Source organism: Marinobacter mangrovi (assembly GCF_016798325.1).
Taxonomy (GTDB): Bacteria; Pseudomonadota; Gammaproteobacteria; order Pseudomonadales; family Oleiphilaceae; genus Marinobacter_A; species Marinobacter_A mangrovi.
Genome location: NZ_JAERVO010000005.1, coordinates 323,885 through 341,353 on the forward strand (window position 1 = coordinate 323,885; position 17,469 = coordinate 341,353).

The following is a 17,469-nucleotide window of genomic DNA, read 5'->3' on the forward strand; positions in this document are numbered from 1 at the left end:
ATGAAGGCGAAGCCGCAATGTAGTAGCTGTCGCCGTGACTGGCCTGGTTAGGTGATCTCAACATGAAGCCTCCATTCTGGCGAATTTCGTGCATAGCTATAACGTTCTGAGTATTCACTGATATAGCTATAACCATTCCCCCGCCCCGCAAGGTCTCGCAGGAACGACTGCAAGGCAGAAAGAACGCTACCGCTTCCATAAATTCTTAATATGGTTCGGTTATTCCAGTCATCGAAAGAAAAGTATTCGTTCTGCTCGTTCTGGAGAGAGGTGAATAACTCAGCCTTGGCTTCTTCACGAGTAATCTCAACTACAATGTCCGACTCAGATGCCATCGAAATCGGCTCTTCTGAGCTAACAGCCTTACCCAAATAATCTGCAAACAGCAAATAGTCCTCTGGCTTGCCATAGACAACCAAGTCATCAATCAATCCATTTGGCCGGAACATCTGCCTTGCTTCGATTCTCACGACTGTCTCATCTAACGCCAAGGTAAGCGGCGGAACGGAGCACGCGTAGCGTGCGAAGTGGTTTGTAGCGGGGCGCAAAATTTTGCGAAGCAAAATGCCCCGCTGCAAACCGTCCGCTTGACCGCCTGGTTAAATGACACTACGCCACTCACTTTCTAGTGAAATCCCATTGGTAGCAGCATGTTGCTCAGCGTAGGATTTTGCCTCAGCCTCTGACACCAGAATTGCAGCGATGCTGGGAGTAACGCAGTGCCACGAGTGACTACGAATACAATCGCCCGCATCTCGCCAAGCAACCCACGCCAGATAGCCAAAGCCAAATGTACCACTATCGCGGCGCAACACTTGAACGATGGTGGCTCCGTCTAAAGACGGCTTCCAAGCAATTACACCAGATTGAAACTCGACGTTGGAATCAGGCTCGTCAACTGGCATTAGGAATTCATCAATTATCGGAGCCATTTACTCGCTCGTGTCATTTAACGCTGCCAGCAGCGGCCGAGTGAAACGAGGTCCAGCCCCGCAGGGGCGATGCTGCCTGGCCTTGTTATAAGATTTAGGTACAGCATTAATGCCCGCCTGAGTGTTTTTTTCTGCTCTTGCTTTTTATCCAAAGATATATGAGCAGCCCAAGGCTTACCAACAAGCACGCCGAAGAAATTTTGAACATGAGCTGTATGCCAGTATTGGGGCAGCCCCACATACAGGTAGACATTAACCCGACTACCGAAATAGCAAGAATAAATATATTTGCTACAACTGCTAAAAAATATCTCATGGGTAAACGAGCTTATAACGCTGTTGACAGCGGCCGAGCGTAGCGAGGTCCAGCCCCGAAGGGGCGATGCTGCTCAACCTTGTTACATTATTCCTGACCTTTAAGTTTTCGTATTGTATTTTCAGCATCATCATACACTTGCTCTACTGACAGCCCGTGCGAGACATGGTGATCAAGAAGATCAGACTCAATTTCCTTTTGGAGAGCAATCGCATTGTTTGTAAACTCTAAAATTCGACCGAACACCTCAGCCCTACCGGCATCAGTATATAAATCATGTCCTGATTCCCTGCTGGAATTATGCACCACCCATTTCCTGGTATCGTTAAAAGACTTAAGTTTAGCAATTAGAGAGTCGGGAACTAACGACGCCTTTTCTACCATTCCAATTAATTGCCCAAGCGTCTTCCTGCTGAGCTTGGCCATTTCCTCTTTGGCCATAGATTCGGTAATGCTAGAAGGACCTGACGCAATTTTCTTCACAAAGTAGAGTTTCGAGAGAAAATCTTCTACATACTGCAAATGCCAGATAGCCTCCCCTGTCTTTTGATAAAAAAACCTTAACTCGTCTTCACTAATCTCTCTTCTCACTCAATACCCTTCCGTAGAAATGTAACAGCTAATTCAACGTCATTTAACATATATCCCCCAGACGTTTAACTCCGCCGGGCCATACTGCCCTATGTCGAAAAAGGCTAGCCCTTTCATAAAGATAAAGCCAACGCTCGCTCCTAGATTGGTGGAGTTTTTCATCATTTGATGGATAACTCCAAATTTCCGACGATGTTGGTCACCGGTATAGCGATCCAAAAAACCAAATGAAATCATGGCCATGGAAAATAGGCATCATTCTGTGGAGCGGACTTTTCGATCACTTTGACGCTGAACTCCAGTCGGACGGCACCATTGACGAGCACCTCGCTGATAAATACTGTATATATAAACAGCGATTGAATGGATGCATATGTCATGGATGTTCCACCTCCTTTGCCGGCGAAGCCCATGCGCTTTATGGATCAGCTGCGTGTCACGATTCGTTCCCGGAATCTCGCTTACAAGACTGAAAAAACCTATCTCCACTGGGTCCGTCGATATATTCATTTTCACGACCGAATCCATCCAGCCAAACTAGGCGCCTTAGACGTTGAACGGTTCCTTTCGCATCTTGCCGTCGATAGAGACAGCAGTGTCAACACGCAGAAAACTGCGCTGAATGCCCTTGTTTTTCTATACACCCATCACTTGAATCAGCCACTTGGAGATCTGCAGTTCGAATCAGCGAACCGGGCAAAACGCCTGCCCATCGTTTTCTCCCATGAGGAAGTGGTGGCCGTTCTGGCCTGCCTGGAGGAGACCAATGCCCTGGTCGCAAAACTCATGTACGGAACGGGTTTGAGGATCAATGAAGCGCTGCGGCTGCGCATCAAGGATGTGGATTTCAGCATGCAGCAGATCGTTGTCCGAAACGGAAAGGGAAATAAAGACCGTGTAACTTTGCTGCCCCAGACCCTCACGGAACCACTACGTAGTCAGAAAGCCTTCGTGGAGGCGCAACATCATCGCGATCTGCTGAGCGGGTTTGGCGAGGTTTACATGCCAGCGGCCCTGGCGAGGAAATATCCGAGTGCTGCGCGCGAGTTGGCATGGCAATACCTGTTCCCCGCACAAAGGATATCGGTCGATCCCCGAAGTGGCATAAAACGTCGGCATCACATACAGGATCAGGTGGTACAACGAGCCATCCGAAGGGCAATTCAAACAGCGGGCATCCATAAGCAAGCCAACAGTCATGTCCTCCGCCACAGCTTCGCGACTCGACTGCTCGAAGCCGGCTATGACATCCGCACCATTCAAAAGCTGCTGGGTCACTCCGATGTAAGGACCACGGAGATATACACGCACGTGGTCAGGCAGGGTGGCTTTGGCGTGCGTAGCCCCGTTGACGTGGGCTGATGTCAACGGGGGTGTGAAGGGATCGCCGGCTACCCTTCAGCCTTCCCAATAGCGCCGGCCGTCCGAGCCAATTCATCGATCACACCATCCAGCTTCTTCTGCCACTCGGCGTCCCTGAACTCGCCGTTGCCGTCGAACGCGTCGCCGGCTTTGACGATGGCCAGTTGACTGGGAATGACCTGCACGCCGATGTTGCCCAACATCATGCGCAGCGGCACCAGGCCGCGCAGGCCGCCGAGGGCGCCGGGCGATGCGGCCACGAGGCCGGCGACTTTGCCGCGGAAGGCGACCAGTCCGGGAACGTCGCCGTCCGGGCGGCTGATCCAGTGCAGGGCGTTGACCAGCAGCGGGCTGAGGGTGCTGTTGTATTCCGGTGAGGCGATGCAGAAGCCGTGATGGCTGGCGAACAGTTGCCTCAGGTCACGAACGTCCTGTGGAATCCCTTTTTCCTGCTCCAGGTCCCCATTATAGATCGGAATATTGTAATGGGAGAGGTTGACGCGGGTGACGTCGATGTCGCCCCGTTTTTCCGCCGTGCGGGCCGCCGCTTCGGCAAGTTGGGCGTTGAAGGAACCGGTCCGCGTGCTGCCGGCCATGAACAGGATTCGGGTGTTCTGGGTCATGAGGGTCTCCTTGACGAGGTTCGGTAACATCCTAAACAGTATAGGGATATGGTGGGTCTATAAGGGTGATAGTAACCCGGGTTTGACGCGCATCAGTGACATTAAGTGGCTAATTTCTATACTGGGAGAGCATAATCACAAAAACGTGACAGTGTATTTCTTGAGACAACATGGCGAAGTGATTGGGGACCTCGAAGTGAGGGCTTAAATTTTCAGGGAGAGCACCATGGCGTATCAGAACACCGAAACCCAGAGCGACTCGACGAGCGAGCCGCAAACCGACAATGCCCTGTCCATTCCCATGGGCGAGTACGAAACCCATCGGGCACCGTACTTCTGGGAACGCAAACTACTGACCAAGCTGATGGAGTTTGCGGGCGGGCCGCCGGTGCAGTTCGAGCTCTGGGACGGCTCCCAGGTTCGACTCGATGATACCTGCCCCCGCTTTACCCTGGGCCTCACCGATCCCAAAGCCCTCTACCACCTGGTGGCCAATCCCAATCTCGCCTTCGGCGATCTCTACAGCGCCGGCCGCCTGACCGTATCCGGCGACCTGACGGAACTGCTCACGACACTCTACCGCGCCACCCACAATGCCCGCCAGAAATGGCCAGCCTGGCTGGAGAAGCTCTGGGCCAACCACGCGCCCCGCTCCACCGACCTGACCGAAGCCCGCCAGAACATCCATCACCACTACGACCTGGGCAACGCCTTTTACCGCCTGTGGCTGGATACGGCGGAGATGCAGTACACCTGCGCCTATTACGAAAGCCCGGACCTTACCCTGGAACAGGCCCAACTGGCCAAGCTGGAACACGTCTGCCGCAAGCTCCAGCTCAAGCCCGGCCAGACCGTGGTGGAAGCCGGTTGCGGCTGGGGCGGCCTGGCCCGCTATATGGCCCGCAACTACGGGGTGAAGGTCCACGCCTACAACATCTCCAAGGAACAGCTCGCCTTTGCCCGGGAAGAGGCCAAAAGACAGCAACTGGACCATCTGATCGAGTATGTGGAGGACGACTACCGCAACATCAGCGGCCAGTACGATGCCTTCGTCTCCGTTGGTATGCTCGAGCACGTGGGCACCAGCCACTACAGCGACATGGCCGCGGTGATCAAGCGCGCCCTGAAGCCGGACGGCCTGGCCCTGCTGCACAGCATCGGCCGCAACCGGCCCATGAAGATGAACGCCTGGATCGAGAAGCGCATCTTCCCCGGCGCCTACCCGCCCAGCATCGGCGAGTTCATGAGCATTTGCGAGGAAGGCGCGTTCTCGGTGCTGGACGTGGAAAACCTGCGCCTGCATTACGCCCGCACACTGGAGCACTGGAAGGAGCGCTTCGAAGACCATGTGGACGAGGTGATCGCGATGTACGACGAGCACTTCGCCCGGGCCTGGCGCATGTACCTGTCCGGCTCGATCGCCGCCTTCGAGGCCAGTTCACTGCAGCTGTTCCAGGTGGTCTTCAGCCACGGCGAGAACAATACGGTTCCGCGCAATCGCAAGCACCTCTATGAATCACCGGCTGCACCGGAGTCTGTCTGACATGGAACATTATGACGTGATGATCGTCGGCGGCGGCCCGGCCGGCTCGACCCTGGCCTGGGCGCTGCGCAACAGCGGCAAACGCATCCTGATCCTGGACAAGGCCGAGTTCCCCCGGGACAAGACCTGCGCCGGCTGGGTGACGCCCGCCGTTGCGGAGAGCCTGCAGCTCGACCTGGACGATTACCGCCGGGAGCATGTGCTGCAACCGATCACCCGGTTCCGGATCGGCATGATGGGCCAGCCGGCGGTGGACAACGACCACGGCGATGACCCGGTCAGTTACGGCATCCGCCGCTGCGAGTTCGACACCTATCTGCTGGACCGGGTGGAGAATGCCGACAAGGTGTTAAAGACCCCGGTCAAGGACATCCGGCGCGAGGGTGGTAACTGGATCATCAACGACACCTACCAGGCGCCGCTGCTGGTGGGTGCCGGCGGGCATTTCTGTCCGGTGGCGCGCCAGTTGGGCGACGGTCCCGGCAGCCACGAAACCGTGGTCGCCGCCAAGGAAGTGGAATTCGAGATGACGCCGGAACAGGCGGAGACCTGCGCGGCTAGCGGCGACCAGCCGGAGCTCTGGTTCTGTCGGGATCTGAAGGGGTATGCCTGGGTCTTCCGCAAGGGCAACTTCCTCAACATCGGTCTGGGCCGAGAGGACAATCACAAGCTCACCGATCACCTGGAGGCCTTCGTCCAGGAGATGAAGGATCAGGGCCGGATTCCCGCGGACCTGCCCGGCCGGTTTAAGGGCCATGCCTATTTGCTTTACGCGCACGCGGAAAGACCGCTGGTGGATGACGGCATGATGCTGATCGGCGACGCCGCCGGACTGGCCTATACGCAAAGCGGCGAGGGCATCCGCCCGGCGATCGAATCCGCCCTGCTGGCCGCCGAAACCATTCGCCGCGCACCGGACATGAGTGCCCAGAGTCTGCAACGCTACGGCGATGCCATTGCCGACCGCTTCGGCCGGCGCGCCATGCCGGATCAGGACGGCTGGCAGATGCCGGGCTGGGTGAAAACGTCCGTCGCCAGCGGGCTGATGCGGTCGCACTGGTTTACCCGCAAGGTGGTGACGGAGAAGTGGTTCCTGCATCAGGATGTGCCGCCGTTGAAGGTGGCGGTTTAGACGCGAGTCTGGCGCTTGGCTTTTGTTTTGAATGTAGCCGACGCTTTAGCTTCGGTGGGGCCGTGAGGCCCCCGTGGTCTTACCCGGCAGCTCAGGTAGGTTGGGCTGACGCAGGAAGCCCAACATGGCATGCCCCCCCCCCAAACCTCGGATTGTTGGGCTTCCTGCGTCAGCCCAACCTACGGAAGCCAAACCGGGAAAATCGTTACGCACGAAAAAAGAGGCCCCGTTGGGCCTCTTTTCATGTCCGCGGAACTCTCTTATTCCACGTCTTCTTCCGTCACCTTGATGGTGTACAGCGTGGTCGAACCACTCACTTCGTTGCCCACCGCCAGCATCGGTTCACCGGTGGGGCTGTCGTCGCCGCTGATGAAGTCGATGCATTCCGGCGCCAGGTCGCCGGCGGCATAGGCCGGTTGGTCGCCGTCGTCGATGTTGTCCTTGATCGGGTAGCTGAAGTCACGGTTGTTGAGGTACTGGACGAACTCGGGCGCTTCCGGGTTGCTCACGTCGTACACCATGATGCCGCCAACCCGCTCCAGGCCGATGAAGGCGAACGTCTGCTCACCGATCCGGCCCACGGCCATGGCTTCGGGCTCGGGGCCCTTGGCGTCGCTGCGGCTGTCGCCGGAGTCGTTCTCGTCGTTGTCGCTGTTGAAGTCCTCACCCAGCTGCTCGGCGGTGATGGTCTCGAAATCGCTGCCGCTGTCGGACACCAGGGCCCCTTCGCTGTCCCAGATCGAGAAGCTGCGGGCGCCGTAGATTTCGGCGGTGTCGAGGATGCCGTTGCCGTCGGTGTCTGAGGTCAGGCTGGTGGCCAGGCGGCCGACGGTCGTCTTGTCGCCGAAGTCGGCGGTGGCCAGATCGCCTTCGCGCGGGGCGTCCTCGAAGCGGATTTCTTCCACGAAGCCGTCGTATTCCCGGCTGTCGCCCTCATTGGCGGTGAAGTAGTAGTCCTTGCCGCCAATCTGGATCGAGGCGATGGTGTCCGGCATGTAGAGGCCTTTCACTGGCCATTGCGCGATGTTGATGCCGTCGTCCTTGTCGGAGGGGTCGAGGCCCACGCCGTCGGCGTTAAAGTCCTTGGTGCCCAGCGCCACGATGCGATCGACGCTGGCGTTGGCAATGTCGATGACGGCGAAGGCGTTGTTCTCCTGCAGGGTCACCCACGCCTGGCCGCCGTCCGTTGAGAGGGCAATGTATTCCGGCTCCAGATCCTGGGCCACGGAGGACTGGCCGTCGTGTAGATAAACCGTCAGGCCGGCGGCCGTCGCCGCCGTCACTTCCGAGTCGCCGTCAAAATCGGTGGTCAGGGTCAGGATCTTGTTCGCGGCGTCGACCGCAGCCACCTGGTACGGCAGCGGATCGCCCTCGGTCGAGGCGAGCGTCAGCCAGTCGTTGACGCTGACGCCGGAAATGTCCTCGTTCACCGTTAACGTGGCAGGATCGGTGTCCGCAAAGCCGTCGACCGTGAGTGCTGTCCGGCCGTAGTTGCCGAAGATGCGCACGCCTTCCGGCAGCTCGTCGGCACGGCTGTTGCCCACATTGAAATCGGTGAAGCCCACGGTCTGGGCCGTCGGGTTATCCGGATCGGTGACGTCGACAATGCTGACCGAGCCTTCCGGATCCACGCTGTAATCGTCGTTGGGTTCGCCCTCGTTGGCCACCAGCACTTTGGTGCCGTCGCGGTTGAAGGTGACCATGTCCGGCAGGCTGCCGACCTCGACCTGGCCGCGGAAGTTGCGATCGGCGCTGTTGTAGATCTGCACGCGACCGTGTTCGGTCTTGGTGTCGTGCTCAACCGCCACGGCGATCAGCCCGTTGGCAAACGTCACGCTGTTGATGTCGCCGGCATCGGCCCAGTTGGCGGACGCGTCGATCTGGTCGATCAACTGAGGGTTGGTGGGATCCTGCACGTCCACCACATCCACCCGTTTGGCGTCTGCGTTGGTGATGAACAGGGTGGTGGAGTCCTTGTCGTAGGTGAGGATTTCCGCGGCGCCTTCGTCGAAGCCGTTGTCGTCGCTGGTGTAGCGACCGGTCTGCTCCAGCGCAATGCTGACGCGGGTGTCGGCGTCGTCACCGTTATCGTTGTTATCGTCATTGTTGCAGGCCGTCAGCCCCAGTGTTGCGGCCAGGACGGCGCAGGCCAGCAGGCGCTTTTGGGTTTGCCATTCATTCGTCATTCTTTCTGTCCTTTTTCTTGGTGTGATCGAGCCCGAAATAAAAGATCACGCCTGACGCTAGACGCGACAGGTGACAGAGCCGTGACGAATAAAAGTCAATCCCATGACAAGTGAATGACAAACAAAAAGGCCCCGGCATCGATACTGCCGGGGCCTCTGGAGCCTGGCGCGTGTTACTGGCCGAGGTAGCTGCGATACATCCAGACCGTTTTTTCCTGCTCGGAGATGTAGTCGCTCATCAGCGATACGGTGCCTTCGTCTTCGGCATCGCCCGCCGTGTTCAGGATCTCGCGCTGTTTCTTGATCAGCGTGGCGAAGCTGTCGACGATCTGCCCGACCGCGGTCTTGCCGTCGCTGACGTCCTTGCGCTCTTCAACGCTGGAACGCTCGATGTAGACGCTGTAGCTGTGCGCCGGACGATGGCCCAGCGTCAGGACGCGTTCGGCGATCTCGTCCACTTTCAGCAGCAGGTCGTCGTACAGTTCCTCGAACTTGGCGTGCAGCTCGAAGAAGTTGTCACCCTTGATGTTCCAGTGGTAGCCCCGGACGTTCATGTAGAAGATCTGGTAGTTCGCCAGCAGTTCGTTCAGGTCACTGGCGAGCTGCTCGGTTTTTGCCGTATCAAGACCAATCAGGTTGGTGCTCATGAAAACTCCTTTTATCAGCGGAAAGAAGAACGTGCTTACGCCCGAACTTGGCAAATAGTTTATGACTCAACAGGATAAGTTGGTGTCGATCGATCCAGTTTCAATCTATCTGACGACTTTGTCATATTGTGGAACATACCAATACGCTCAATCTAATAGCCCTCTCCTATCAATACACCCAACAAAATTTATTTAAAATCTATTCTCATTTAGATTTCAATAGAGACATACGATCACGAGCGGTGGAGCTGATCATGCGTTTTCTCAAACTCCTGTTTCACAGTCATGGCCATGAAGGTGACCAGTCGCTGCTGAAGACGATGACCTTTGCCATCACCCACTTTACGGTGGCGTTCACGGTGGCTTACGTGCTGACCGGCGACATTATCCTCGGCAGTCTGATCGCCATGGTGGAGCCCGCCATCAACACCGTGGCCTATTTCTTCCACGAGAAAATCTGGGCGCGACGGGCCCGGCGACACCAGCACGCGCCCAACCACACGACGGCGACGGCCGCCTGACATCGATCCAGTTGCCCTTCCCCCTTTGACCCCGCTTCGAGCGGGGATTTTTTTGTGTACGGCCAGCGCCTCAGGCCCCCGGCCCACAATCCAGGCAGCGCTCACCCATTTTCGGGCCGATACGGAGGGCGTGGTTCAGATCACTCAGGGCCGTGCGTACGCCTTCTTCGATCACCGGGTGGTAGAACGGCATGCCCAGCATCTGGCTGACCGTCATGCGCTGTTGCACCGCCCAGGCCAGCAGGTGGCCGATGTGTTCCGCGGCTGGCCCGAACATCTCTGCTCCGAGGAACTGGCCGCTGCCATGCTCGCCGTAGACCTTGAGCAACCCGCGGTTCTTGCCGATGACGCGGCTTCGGCCCTGGTCTTCGAAGGAGACCTGGCCTACGGCATAGCCGTCACCGTAGCGTTGCTGCAGCAGCTCGCCGGTGACGCCGACGCGGATGATCTGGGGATCGGTAAACACGATGGACAGCGGTGCCCGGCGCGAACCGGAGCGAATCTCGGGCCAGCGGCCGGCATTGTCACCGGCCAGCCGGCCCTCATCGGTGGCCTCGTGAAGCAGCGGTGCGTCGGCGTTCACGTCGCCGGCCATAAAGACCGGCTGGTCGCCGCATTGCATCGAGTAGCGGTTGAATGTCGGGATGCCACGATCGTCCAGCGCCAGCCCGGACTTTTCGAGCGCCAGCGACGCCAGGTTGGGCCGCCGGCCGGTGGCCGCCAGCAGGTACTCGAAGGTTTCGGTCACCTCGCCCTGTTGCGGATCGATGAAGGTGACGGCAACACCCTCATCGGTGCGGCGAACCTGCTTCACGTCGGCCGACGGATCCAGCGGGAAAGCCTCACGGAAGGTGTCGAGCGCGCATTGGCGAATCGCCTCGTCAGCAATGCCGCCGATACCACCGCCTACGCCGAACAGTCGAATCCGCACGCCGAGTCGCGCCAGGGCCGCGCCCAGTTCCAGGCCGATCGCCCCCGGTCCGAACACGACCATGGACTCCGGCAGGGCTTCCAGCTCAAAGATCGTGTCGTTGGTCAGCAGCCGGTCCCCCGCTGCCTGCAGGAACGCCGGCACGTGGGGATGGGAGCCGGTGGCGATCACGATCCGCTCCGCCTCGATCTCGATGCGCTCGTCCACCACCAGTCGACCCGGCGCCACAAACTTCGCCGTCCCGCGCAGGCGGTGTTCCGGCGGGAACCGGTCGATGGCGTCCAGAACGGAACCCACGAAACCGTCGCGTTCAGCCCGGACCCGCGCCATCACGGCGCGCCGGTCGATGCTCAGGTCGTTGACGTGCACTCCGAACAGATCCGCACCCCGGGCGGTGTGGGCCGCTTCCGCCGCGGCAATCAGCAGTTTGCTGGGCATGCAACCGATGCGCGCGCAGGTGGTGCCGTACGCCCCACCCTCGATGGCCAATACGCTGTCCGTGTGTTTGCGAGCCGCCTTGTAGGCCACCATGCCCGCGGTACCCGTGCCGATGATGGCGACGTCGACCTGTCGCTGTTCCATGGGAGACTCCTTCCGCCAAGTGAATATCCACCATAGGTGTCGTTTGTTGCCGCGTCACTGATCCGGGACAAGGCTGAGGTCGATTTCCCCAGGCAGGGATAGCTTGACCCCACCCCGGCTTTTACCGATGCTTTCTTTTTTAATCCGATCAGCGAGTCCCGTCATGCTCTCCTACTGGCCCGAATTTCTCACCGTTGCCCTGATCCACCTGCTGGCTGTCGCCAGCCCGGGACCGGATTTCGCCGTCGTGCTGCGCCAGGCCCTGACCCAGAACCGGCGCAACGCGCTGCTCACGTCCGTCGGGGTTGGCCTGGGCATCCTGGTGCATGTGACCTACTCGCTGTTGGGCATCGGCCTGCTGATCCAGCAGTCGATCCTGCTGTTCAATATCCTCAAGGTCGTCGGCGCGCTCTACCTCACCTGGATCGCGCTGCAATGTCTGCGCTCAAAACCCGGCAACCTCAATGTGGAAGCCGCCCAGGGGCCGCACCAATCCGGTGCAAAAGCGTTCCGTCTTGGCTTCCTGACCAACGCCCTCAACCCCAAGGCCACCCTGTTCTTCGTGGCCCTGTTTTCGGTGGTGATCGACCATGCCACACCGGTACCGGTGCAAGCCTTCTACGGCATCTACATGGCCGTCGCTACCGGCGCCTGGTTCTGCATTGTGGCCCTGTTCTTCACCCTGCCGGGCATCCGCCGGGGCTTTGCCCGCTTTGGCCACTGGGTAGACCGGCTGATGGGCGGTGCGCTTCTGGCCCTGGCCGGTCGTCTCGCTTTTTCTGCCGCCACTGGCACGGAAGCTGCTGAGTAGCCTCCACCGGTCGGAAACCGGAAACATCCGGCCGCTTTGAACTACGCTTTAAGATCAGGGGGCCGTTGATGCGCTCCCGAGTCGCTCTAAAAGCCAGGGATGAACCACCAGCAGTAGAGGCCCTTTATGCTCGGCTTTTTCAGGAACGCGTTGCGCAGCCGGCTCGCGCTGCCCATTTTTGTCACACTCATCGTCATCGCGGTTGCCCAGGCCGTCATCGTGGCGGGCGTCACCAGCTTCAAGCTGAATGGGTTGGACCGGGCCATGTCCGGGGAGTTGCAACGGGCGCAGGCCACTGTGGGCGAGCGGCTGGACGAAAACCGCAAGCGCATTGATACGGTGGTGGCCAACATGGCCACCAATGTGCAGGGCCAACTCGAGCAGACCCTGACCCAGGACCTGAAATCGGAACAGGACCGGGTGGTCCAGCGCTTCGAGGATACGCTGGTGGATTCCAGTAAGACGGTCGCCCAGATCCTCGCGCAAATCGCGGCCCCGTACATCTGGGACAAGGACATCCCCACCCTCACCCGGTTTGTGGAGATGGCCCACGAAAACCCCAATGTCATCTTCGCCATCTACCTCGACCGGGACGGCAACCCGCTGACCCGCTACGTCGACCGCACCAACCCGGACGTGAAGCGACTGATCGACGCCAGCCCGATCCGCAGCTCCGTGCGCAGTGTGCTGGACTCTGCCCCCAAGGACGAAGGCACCCGCGTGATTACCACGCCGGTCACGTCCCAGGATCAGGAGATCGGCAAGCTGGTGCTCGGGGTGTCCAACGCCGCCATCAATGAAGAGACCCAGGCCCTGACGGACCGCTTCAACGCACTGACGAAATCCGCCACCGGGGCCACTGAATCCGCCATCCGTTCGGCCTCATCGGGCATGAGCGAACCGCTGGAGAACGCCCTGGCGGCGGTCAGCAGTTCTTTCGACGAGACCGCCCGCAAACTGCAGGACACCACCCACGAGCAGGCGTCCACGCTGATCAGTACGGTGGTCCTGGTGCTGGTGATCAGCGCGCTGGTGCTGATCCTGATCATTGGCCTGCTGATTGGCGCCCGGGTCATTCGTCGCCTCAACCTGCTGAAGGACGCCGCCGCCAACATTGCCGACGGCGAAGGCGACCTGACCCGTCGCGTGCCGGAAACCGGCAAGGACGAGATGACCGACATGGCCCGGGCCCTGAACCGGTTTATCGGCCGCACCCAGGACACCATCCGCGAGGTGAACGACGCCGTCGCCGACACCCGCGACCAGGTCCGCCAACTGACCGGAGCCGCCGGGGATGCGGACAGCGCTTCCCAGAATCAGCGGGCGGAGCTGGAACAGCTCACCTCCGCCATGCAGGAAATGGGCGCCTCAATCCAGCAGGTGGCCGAGAGCATCCAGTTGGCCAACAGCCATGTGGACACCATCAAGGGCGACATGACCCGCAACCGGGAGATCACCCGGCAGGTCAACGCCCAGCTCAACGGCTTGCTGGAGAAAGTGGCGGACACCGCCGAGGTGATCAACAAACTGGACAGCCGCAGCCAGGAAATCGGCTCGGTGCTGGACGTGATTGCCGGCATTGCCGAACAGACCAACCTGTTGGCCCTGAACGCCGCCATCGAAGCGGCCCGGGCGGGTGAGAGTGGTCGCGGCTTTGCGGTGGTGGCGGACGAGGTGCGCAGCCTGGCCAGTCGCACCCAGTCCTCCACCGAGGAAATCCGCGCCAGCATCGAATCCCTGCAGGACGGCAGTCGCAATGCGGTGACCGCGATCAAAAGCGCGTCGAAGCTGGCTCAGGAAGGTCAGCAGAGCTTCACCGAATCCGACGCGCTGATGGGCAACATCGACACCGCCACCGCACAATTGTTCGACATGAGCAGCGAAGTGGCCTCCATGGCGGAGCAGCAGAGTTCGGTATCGGACGAAGTGAATCGCAATGCGGTGAACATCAGCGAAGCGGCCGAGCACGCGAGTGAGTCGGTGTCGCAGGCGTCGAGCGTGGCGCGCGAGCTGGATGCGTCGATGCAGCGGTTGGCTGAGACCGTGGGGCGGTTTAGGGTTTAGTGCGCTCCGCGGGCCGCTCCGAAGCTACAGCGAGCCCCAAATACCGTAGGTTGGGCTGACGCAGGAAGCCCAACAACCTCTAGACACTCTTCGTCGATCGCCTGTTCTGGCCGATCAACGGGGTGGCCGCATCCGTTGATTTTCTGCGGCGGGACACTGTTGGGCTTCCTGCGTCAGCCCAACCTACGGTCCTGCAAAACCCGCCCTGGCAGCCTACCGGCTGCTCCGAAGCTGAAGCATCGGCTACATTTGAAGACCACTCGAGTCTGTAGCAGATGCTTTAGCTTCTGAGGCGCCAAAGGCGCCCGGCGTTATCCCTGTGGCCAGCGGGAAAACCGGGCGCTCCTATCGACCTCAAGGATTCCGCCCGGTCGCCGCCAACGCCTTAAGCAGCGTCTCCGTCTGCGCCCAGCCAATGCACGGATCCGTGATCGACTGCCCATAGACCAGTTCCTCACCGTCGTTCTGGCGCCCTTCTTCCAGGAAACTTTCCAGCATCAGCGCGCGGATGTCGGTATTGCCGGCACAGCGTTGAGCCATCACGTGGTGGGCAATGTCCAGTTGGCGCTCGGCCTGCTTGCAGGCGTTGTCGTGACTGCAGTCGACCATCACCGCCGGGCTGACGCCGGCGGCCCGCAGCGTGGCGGTCGCCTCGGCGATGCTCTCGGGATCGTAGTTGGTGATGCCGCGGCCGCCGCGCAGGACCAGGTGTACATCCGGGTTGCCGGCGGTGGCGATCATGGCCGGGTGGCCGTCACCATCGCTGCCCAGCCGATGATGGGCGTGGGCGGCGGATTTCATGGCGTTGACGGCCATGCCGACGCTGCCGTCGGTGCCGTTCTTGAAGCCCACCGGCATCGGCAGGCCGCTGGCCATTTCACGGTGCAGCTGGGATTCGGTGGTGCGGGCACCGATGGCGGTCCAGCTCACCAGGTCTTCCAGGTAGCTGAAGCCCACCGGGTTGAGGGCTTCGGTCGCCAGCGGCAGCCCCAGCCGCGCCAGGTTGAGCATCAGCCGGCGGGACCGTACCAGCCCCTGGGCCAGATCCCCTTCGCCGTTGCGTTCGGGATCGTACATCAGGCCTTTCCAGCCCACGGTGGTGCGGGGCTTTTCCACGTAGGCGCGCATCACCAGGACGAACTGGTCGGCCACCTCGTCCGCCAGTTTGGCCAGCCGCTCGCCGTATTCCAGGGCCGCCACTTCGTCGTGTACGGAACAGGGGCCGATGACCAGCAACAGGCGCGGGTCGGTGCCGTCGAGCACACGGCGGACGGTATCACGGTGTTCGGCGATCTGGCGGGCGAGGTCCGCATCCAGCGGCAGTTCCTGACGCAGCTGCGTCGGGGTGGGCAGTTTGACGACGGTGTTGGTGGCGGTGTCCGGGAGGACGGTCGATCGTTCTTCGGTTTGGGTGTCTGTCAGTTGCATGTTCATCATGAGTACTCCGGTTAAATCGAATCAGTTGGCAATCGGTCAAGGCGCTTGAGACCCGGTGGGCTGACGTTCAATAACGCCAGCCGCCGATAAATCGCCAACCGGTCCGGCCGGAGAGCCGTCGGCTGCAAGGAAGCTGGTTTTCGGGTTGAGCTTCGCTACTCATGGTTGTGTCCTTTCACTCGCTTTCAGTTCCGAAATCAAAAAGCCCCGATGGCTGGCTGCCGATCGGGGCTTTTTAGTCCGGTGGCAGCCTGGGTTTTCGCCGGGCCGCCTTCCTGAATTCTGTGAAGGTTTTTACGCGTGGCCCGACCTCTGGCTAAAGTAAAAGCCATAGGCAAACCACCAAAAATACACGGACGCAGAAACGCCTGCCGGGGTACCCGCAGTCGCTACAGAGTTAAATTGACAGACGTCGCGTGAAATATTCATGCTCAGCATCATAGCGCAGATCGACCGTTTTGCAACCACCGGAGACTACTTAATGACCAGAGACGGCTTATGCACCCGCGGCGTCGTCACGCTGCTGTTCCTGCTGATGGCCCAGGTGGCCCTGGCCGCCCCGCAAGTACGAACCTTTTCACTGAATAACCGTCCGGCCCAGGATGTCGCGGCGCAACTCCGCCAGCTCTACCCCAGCGACCAGATCAACATCACCTCTCAAGGCCAGCAGATGGTGGTGCGGGCCGAGCCGCAGATTCTCGATGAAGTGCAGGAGCTGATCGGCACCATGGACGTTGCGCCGGCCCAGTTGCGTATTACGGTGCGCAGCGGTCATGGCGGCAGCAGCCAGTCCCAGGGCGGCGGGGTGACCATCAACAACGGCAACGTCACGGTACAGGGGCAGAGCAAGACCATCACCACCCGCCGCAACCAGGAGCAGACGCTCGTGGTGCAGGACGGCCAGTCCGCTCACATCAAGTCCGGCCAGGTCCGCGCCCTGCCGGTGGCGATCCAGGGCGGCCGGGACCCGGCGGCCATCCTCAAGCAGGTGGACATCAGCAGCGGGTTCCTGATCACCCCGCAGGTGATTTCCGACCAGCAGGTGCAGGTCCAGATCACCGCCTTCGACAACACGCCGCAGGGGGATCTGCCGCAGGGCTATGAGACCGAAGCGGTGGTTACCATCCGTCGGGTGAATCCGGGCCAGTGGTTCCAGTTGGGCGGCACCGAGAGCAAACAGGCGGGCAATCAGTCCGGCATTACCCACGAAGTACGCGGCAAGAGCCATCAGTCGCAGCAGTTCGATGTGAAGGTGGACGTGCTGCAGTAACCGTGGCTCAGCGCTTGCCGCCGAGCAGCACGGCCTTGGCTTCGTTGATCTGGGCGGCGAGGTAGTCGTTGCCGCCCCGGTCCGGATGCACTTTCTGGATCAGGCGGCGATGGGCGGCGACGATCTCGTCCCGGCTGGCGTTCGCGTCCACACCCAGGATCTCCCGCGCCTGGGCGACCGACATTCCCGCCTGCTCCGGTGCCCGTTGCTGCCCCCCCGACTGCTGCTGCCCACCGGTTTTCTGGCCCTTGTACTGGCTGTACAGCCGGTTCACCAGCGGCAGGTATTTGAACAGGGCCGGCAGCTTGCGCAGGAACGGAATCAACGCCGCCACGCCGGCCACCAGCACCTGGACCCGGCCAGTCAGCACCATGAACAGCATCAGCAGGGCAAAGCCGCCGGCCACGCCACGAAACAGGTAGGCTTTGCGCTTCTCTTCCGGCAGCTCGGACCAGCCGCGCAGGATATAGAACAGGGCAACAGCCAGGATGATTCCCAGGATCCAGTGCATGGATCGCGTT

Annotated in this window: 17 protein-coding genes; 7 read left to right on the forward strand and 10 right to left on the reverse strand. The window is 60.2% G+C overall.

The window, feature by feature from the left end; all coding sequences use genetic code 11:
* Positions 1–47 precede the first annotated feature (47 nt).
* The 4 genes from JL474_RS16420 to JL474_RS16435 all read right to left on the reverse strand — a co-directional run bounded on the left by JL474_RS16420 (position 48) and on the right by JL474_RS16435 (position 2,082).
* Complete coding sequence (locus JL474_RS16420) at positions 48–470, reverse strand: hypothetical protein (RefSeq protein WP_203142927.1); 423 nt, start codon at positions 468–470, stop codon at positions 48–50.
* Positions 471–599: 129 nt separating this feature from the next.
* Entirely contained in the window at positions 600–932 is a 333-nt protein-coding gene (locus JL474_RS16425; RefSeq protein WP_203142928.1) for a hypothetical protein, read from the reverse strand.
* A gap of 403 nt (positions 933–1,335) precedes the next feature.
* Positions 1,336–1,839 (reverse strand): hypothetical protein, encoded by a 504-nt coding sequence (locus JL474_RS16430; protein WP_203142929.1) that lies wholly within the window; start codon positions 1,837–1,839, stop codon positions 1,336–1,338.
* A 39-nt stretch (positions 1,840–1,878) separates the two neighbouring features.
* On the reverse strand, positions 1,879–2,082 hold the full coding sequence (locus JL474_RS16435) for a hypothetical protein (protein ID WP_203142930.1): 204 nt from the start codon (positions 2,080–2,082) through the stop codon (positions 1,879–1,881).
* 135 nt (positions 2,083–2,217) lie between these two features.
* Between JL474_RS16435 and JL474_RS16440 the strand changes: the two genes are divergently transcribed.
* The gene (locus JL474_RS16440) at positions 2,218–3,201 is read left to right on the forward strand and encodes an integron integrase (RefSeq protein ID WP_236012307.1); all 984 of its coding nucleotides are present in this window, start codon (positions 2,218–2,220) and stop codon (positions 3,199–3,201) included.
* 29 nt (positions 3,202–3,230) lie between these two features.
* Here the strand turns inward: JL474_RS16440 and JL474_RS16445 are convergent, their stop codons facing one another.
* Entirely contained in the window at positions 3,231–3,824 is a 594-nt protein-coding gene (locus tag JL474_RS16445) for an NADPH-dependent FMN reductase (protein WP_203142932.1), read from the reverse strand.
* A gap of 226 nt (positions 3,825–4,050) precedes the next feature.
* On the opposite strand from JL474_RS16445, the gene JL474_RS16450 reads away from it, so the two are divergent.
* Both JL474_RS16450 and JL474_RS16455 read left to right on the forward strand, forming a co-directional pair.
* The gene (locus JL474_RS16450) at positions 4,051–5,367 is read left to right on the forward strand and encodes an SAM-dependent methyltransferase (RefSeq protein ID WP_203142933.1); all 1,317 of its coding nucleotides are present in this window, start codon (positions 4,051–4,053) and stop codon (positions 5,365–5,367) included.
* Position 5,368: 1 nt separating this feature from the next.
* Positions 5,369–6,499 carry an NAD(P)/FAD-dependent oxidoreductase gene (locus tag JL474_RS16455; RefSeq protein WP_123636369.1) on the forward strand — a complete coding sequence of 377 codons (1,131 nt, stop codon included), beginning with the start codon at positions 5,369–5,371 and terminating at the stop codon, positions 6,497–6,499.
* A gap of 260 nt (positions 6,500–6,759) precedes the next feature.
* On the opposite strand, the gene JL474_RS16460 is transcribed toward JL474_RS16455, so the two are convergent.
* Together JL474_RS16460 and JL474_RS16465 are read right to left on the reverse strand one after the other, a co-directional pair.
* Positions 6,760–8,685 (reverse strand): choice-of-anchor I family protein, encoded by a 1,926-nt coding sequence (locus JL474_RS16460; protein WP_203142934.1) that lies wholly within the window; start codon positions 8,683–8,685, stop codon positions 6,760–6,762.
* Positions 8,686–8,858: 173 nt separating this feature from the next.
* A complete protein-coding gene (locus JL474_RS16465) occupies positions 8,859–9,332 on the reverse strand; it encodes a Dps family protein (protein ID WP_123636367.1) in 474 nt (157 codons plus the stop codon).
* Positions 9,333–9,586: 254 nt separating this feature from the next.
* Here JL474_RS16465 and JL474_RS16470 point away from each other — a divergent pair, with 254 nt between their 5' ends.
* Positions 9,587–9,853, forward strand: a complete 267-nt coding sequence (locus JL474_RS16470; RefSeq protein WP_203142935.1) for a DUF2061 domain-containing protein — start codon at positions 9,587–9,589, stop codon at positions 9,851–9,853.
* A gap of 70 nt (positions 9,854–9,923) precedes the next feature.
* Here the strand turns inward: JL474_RS16470 and JL474_RS16475 are convergent, their stop codons facing one another.
* Positions 9,924–11,366, reverse strand: coding sequence for a dihydrolipoyl dehydrogenase (locus tag JL474_RS16475; RefSeq protein WP_203142936.1), 1,443 nt, complete (start codon positions 11,364–11,366; stop codon positions 9,924–9,926).
* Positions 11,367–11,529: 163 nt separating this feature from the next.
* Between JL474_RS16475 and JL474_RS16480 the strand changes: the two genes are divergently transcribed.
* Positions 11,530–12,177 (forward strand): LysE family translocator, encoded by a 648-nt coding sequence (locus tag JL474_RS16480; RefSeq protein WP_203142937.1) that lies wholly within the window; start codon positions 11,530–11,532, stop codon positions 12,175–12,177.
* Positions 12,178–12,303: 126 nt separating this feature from the next.
* On the forward strand, positions 12,304–14,241 hold the full coding sequence (locus JL474_RS16485; RefSeq protein WP_203142938.1) for a methyl-accepting chemotaxis protein: 1,938 nt from the start codon (positions 12,304–12,306) through the stop codon (positions 14,239–14,241).
* Positions 14,242–14,595: 354 nt separating this feature from the next.
* Here JL474_RS16485 and JL474_RS16490 read toward each other — a convergent pair whose 3' ends face one another.
* Positions 14,596–15,675 (reverse strand): 3-deoxy-7-phosphoheptulonate synthase, encoded by a 1,080-nt coding sequence (locus JL474_RS16490; RefSeq protein ID WP_203142971.1) that lies wholly within the window; start codon positions 15,673–15,675, stop codon positions 14,596–14,598.
* A 484-nt stretch (positions 15,676–16,159) separates the two neighbouring features.
* Between JL474_RS16490 and JL474_RS16495 the strand changes: the two genes are divergently transcribed.
* Complete coding sequence (locus tag JL474_RS16495) at positions 16,160–16,948, forward strand: secretin N-terminal domain-containing protein (protein ID WP_203142939.1); 789 nt, start codon at positions 16,160–16,162, stop codon at positions 16,946–16,948.
* 7 nt (positions 16,949–16,955) lie between these two features.
* On the opposite strand, the gene JL474_RS16500 is transcribed toward JL474_RS16495, so the two are convergent.
* On the reverse strand, positions 16,956–17,459 hold the full coding sequence (locus JL474_RS16500) for a DnaJ domain-containing protein (RefSeq protein WP_123636362.1): 504 nt from the start codon (positions 17,457–17,459) through the stop codon (positions 16,956–16,958).
* Positions 17,460–17,469: the final 10 nt, after the last annotated feature.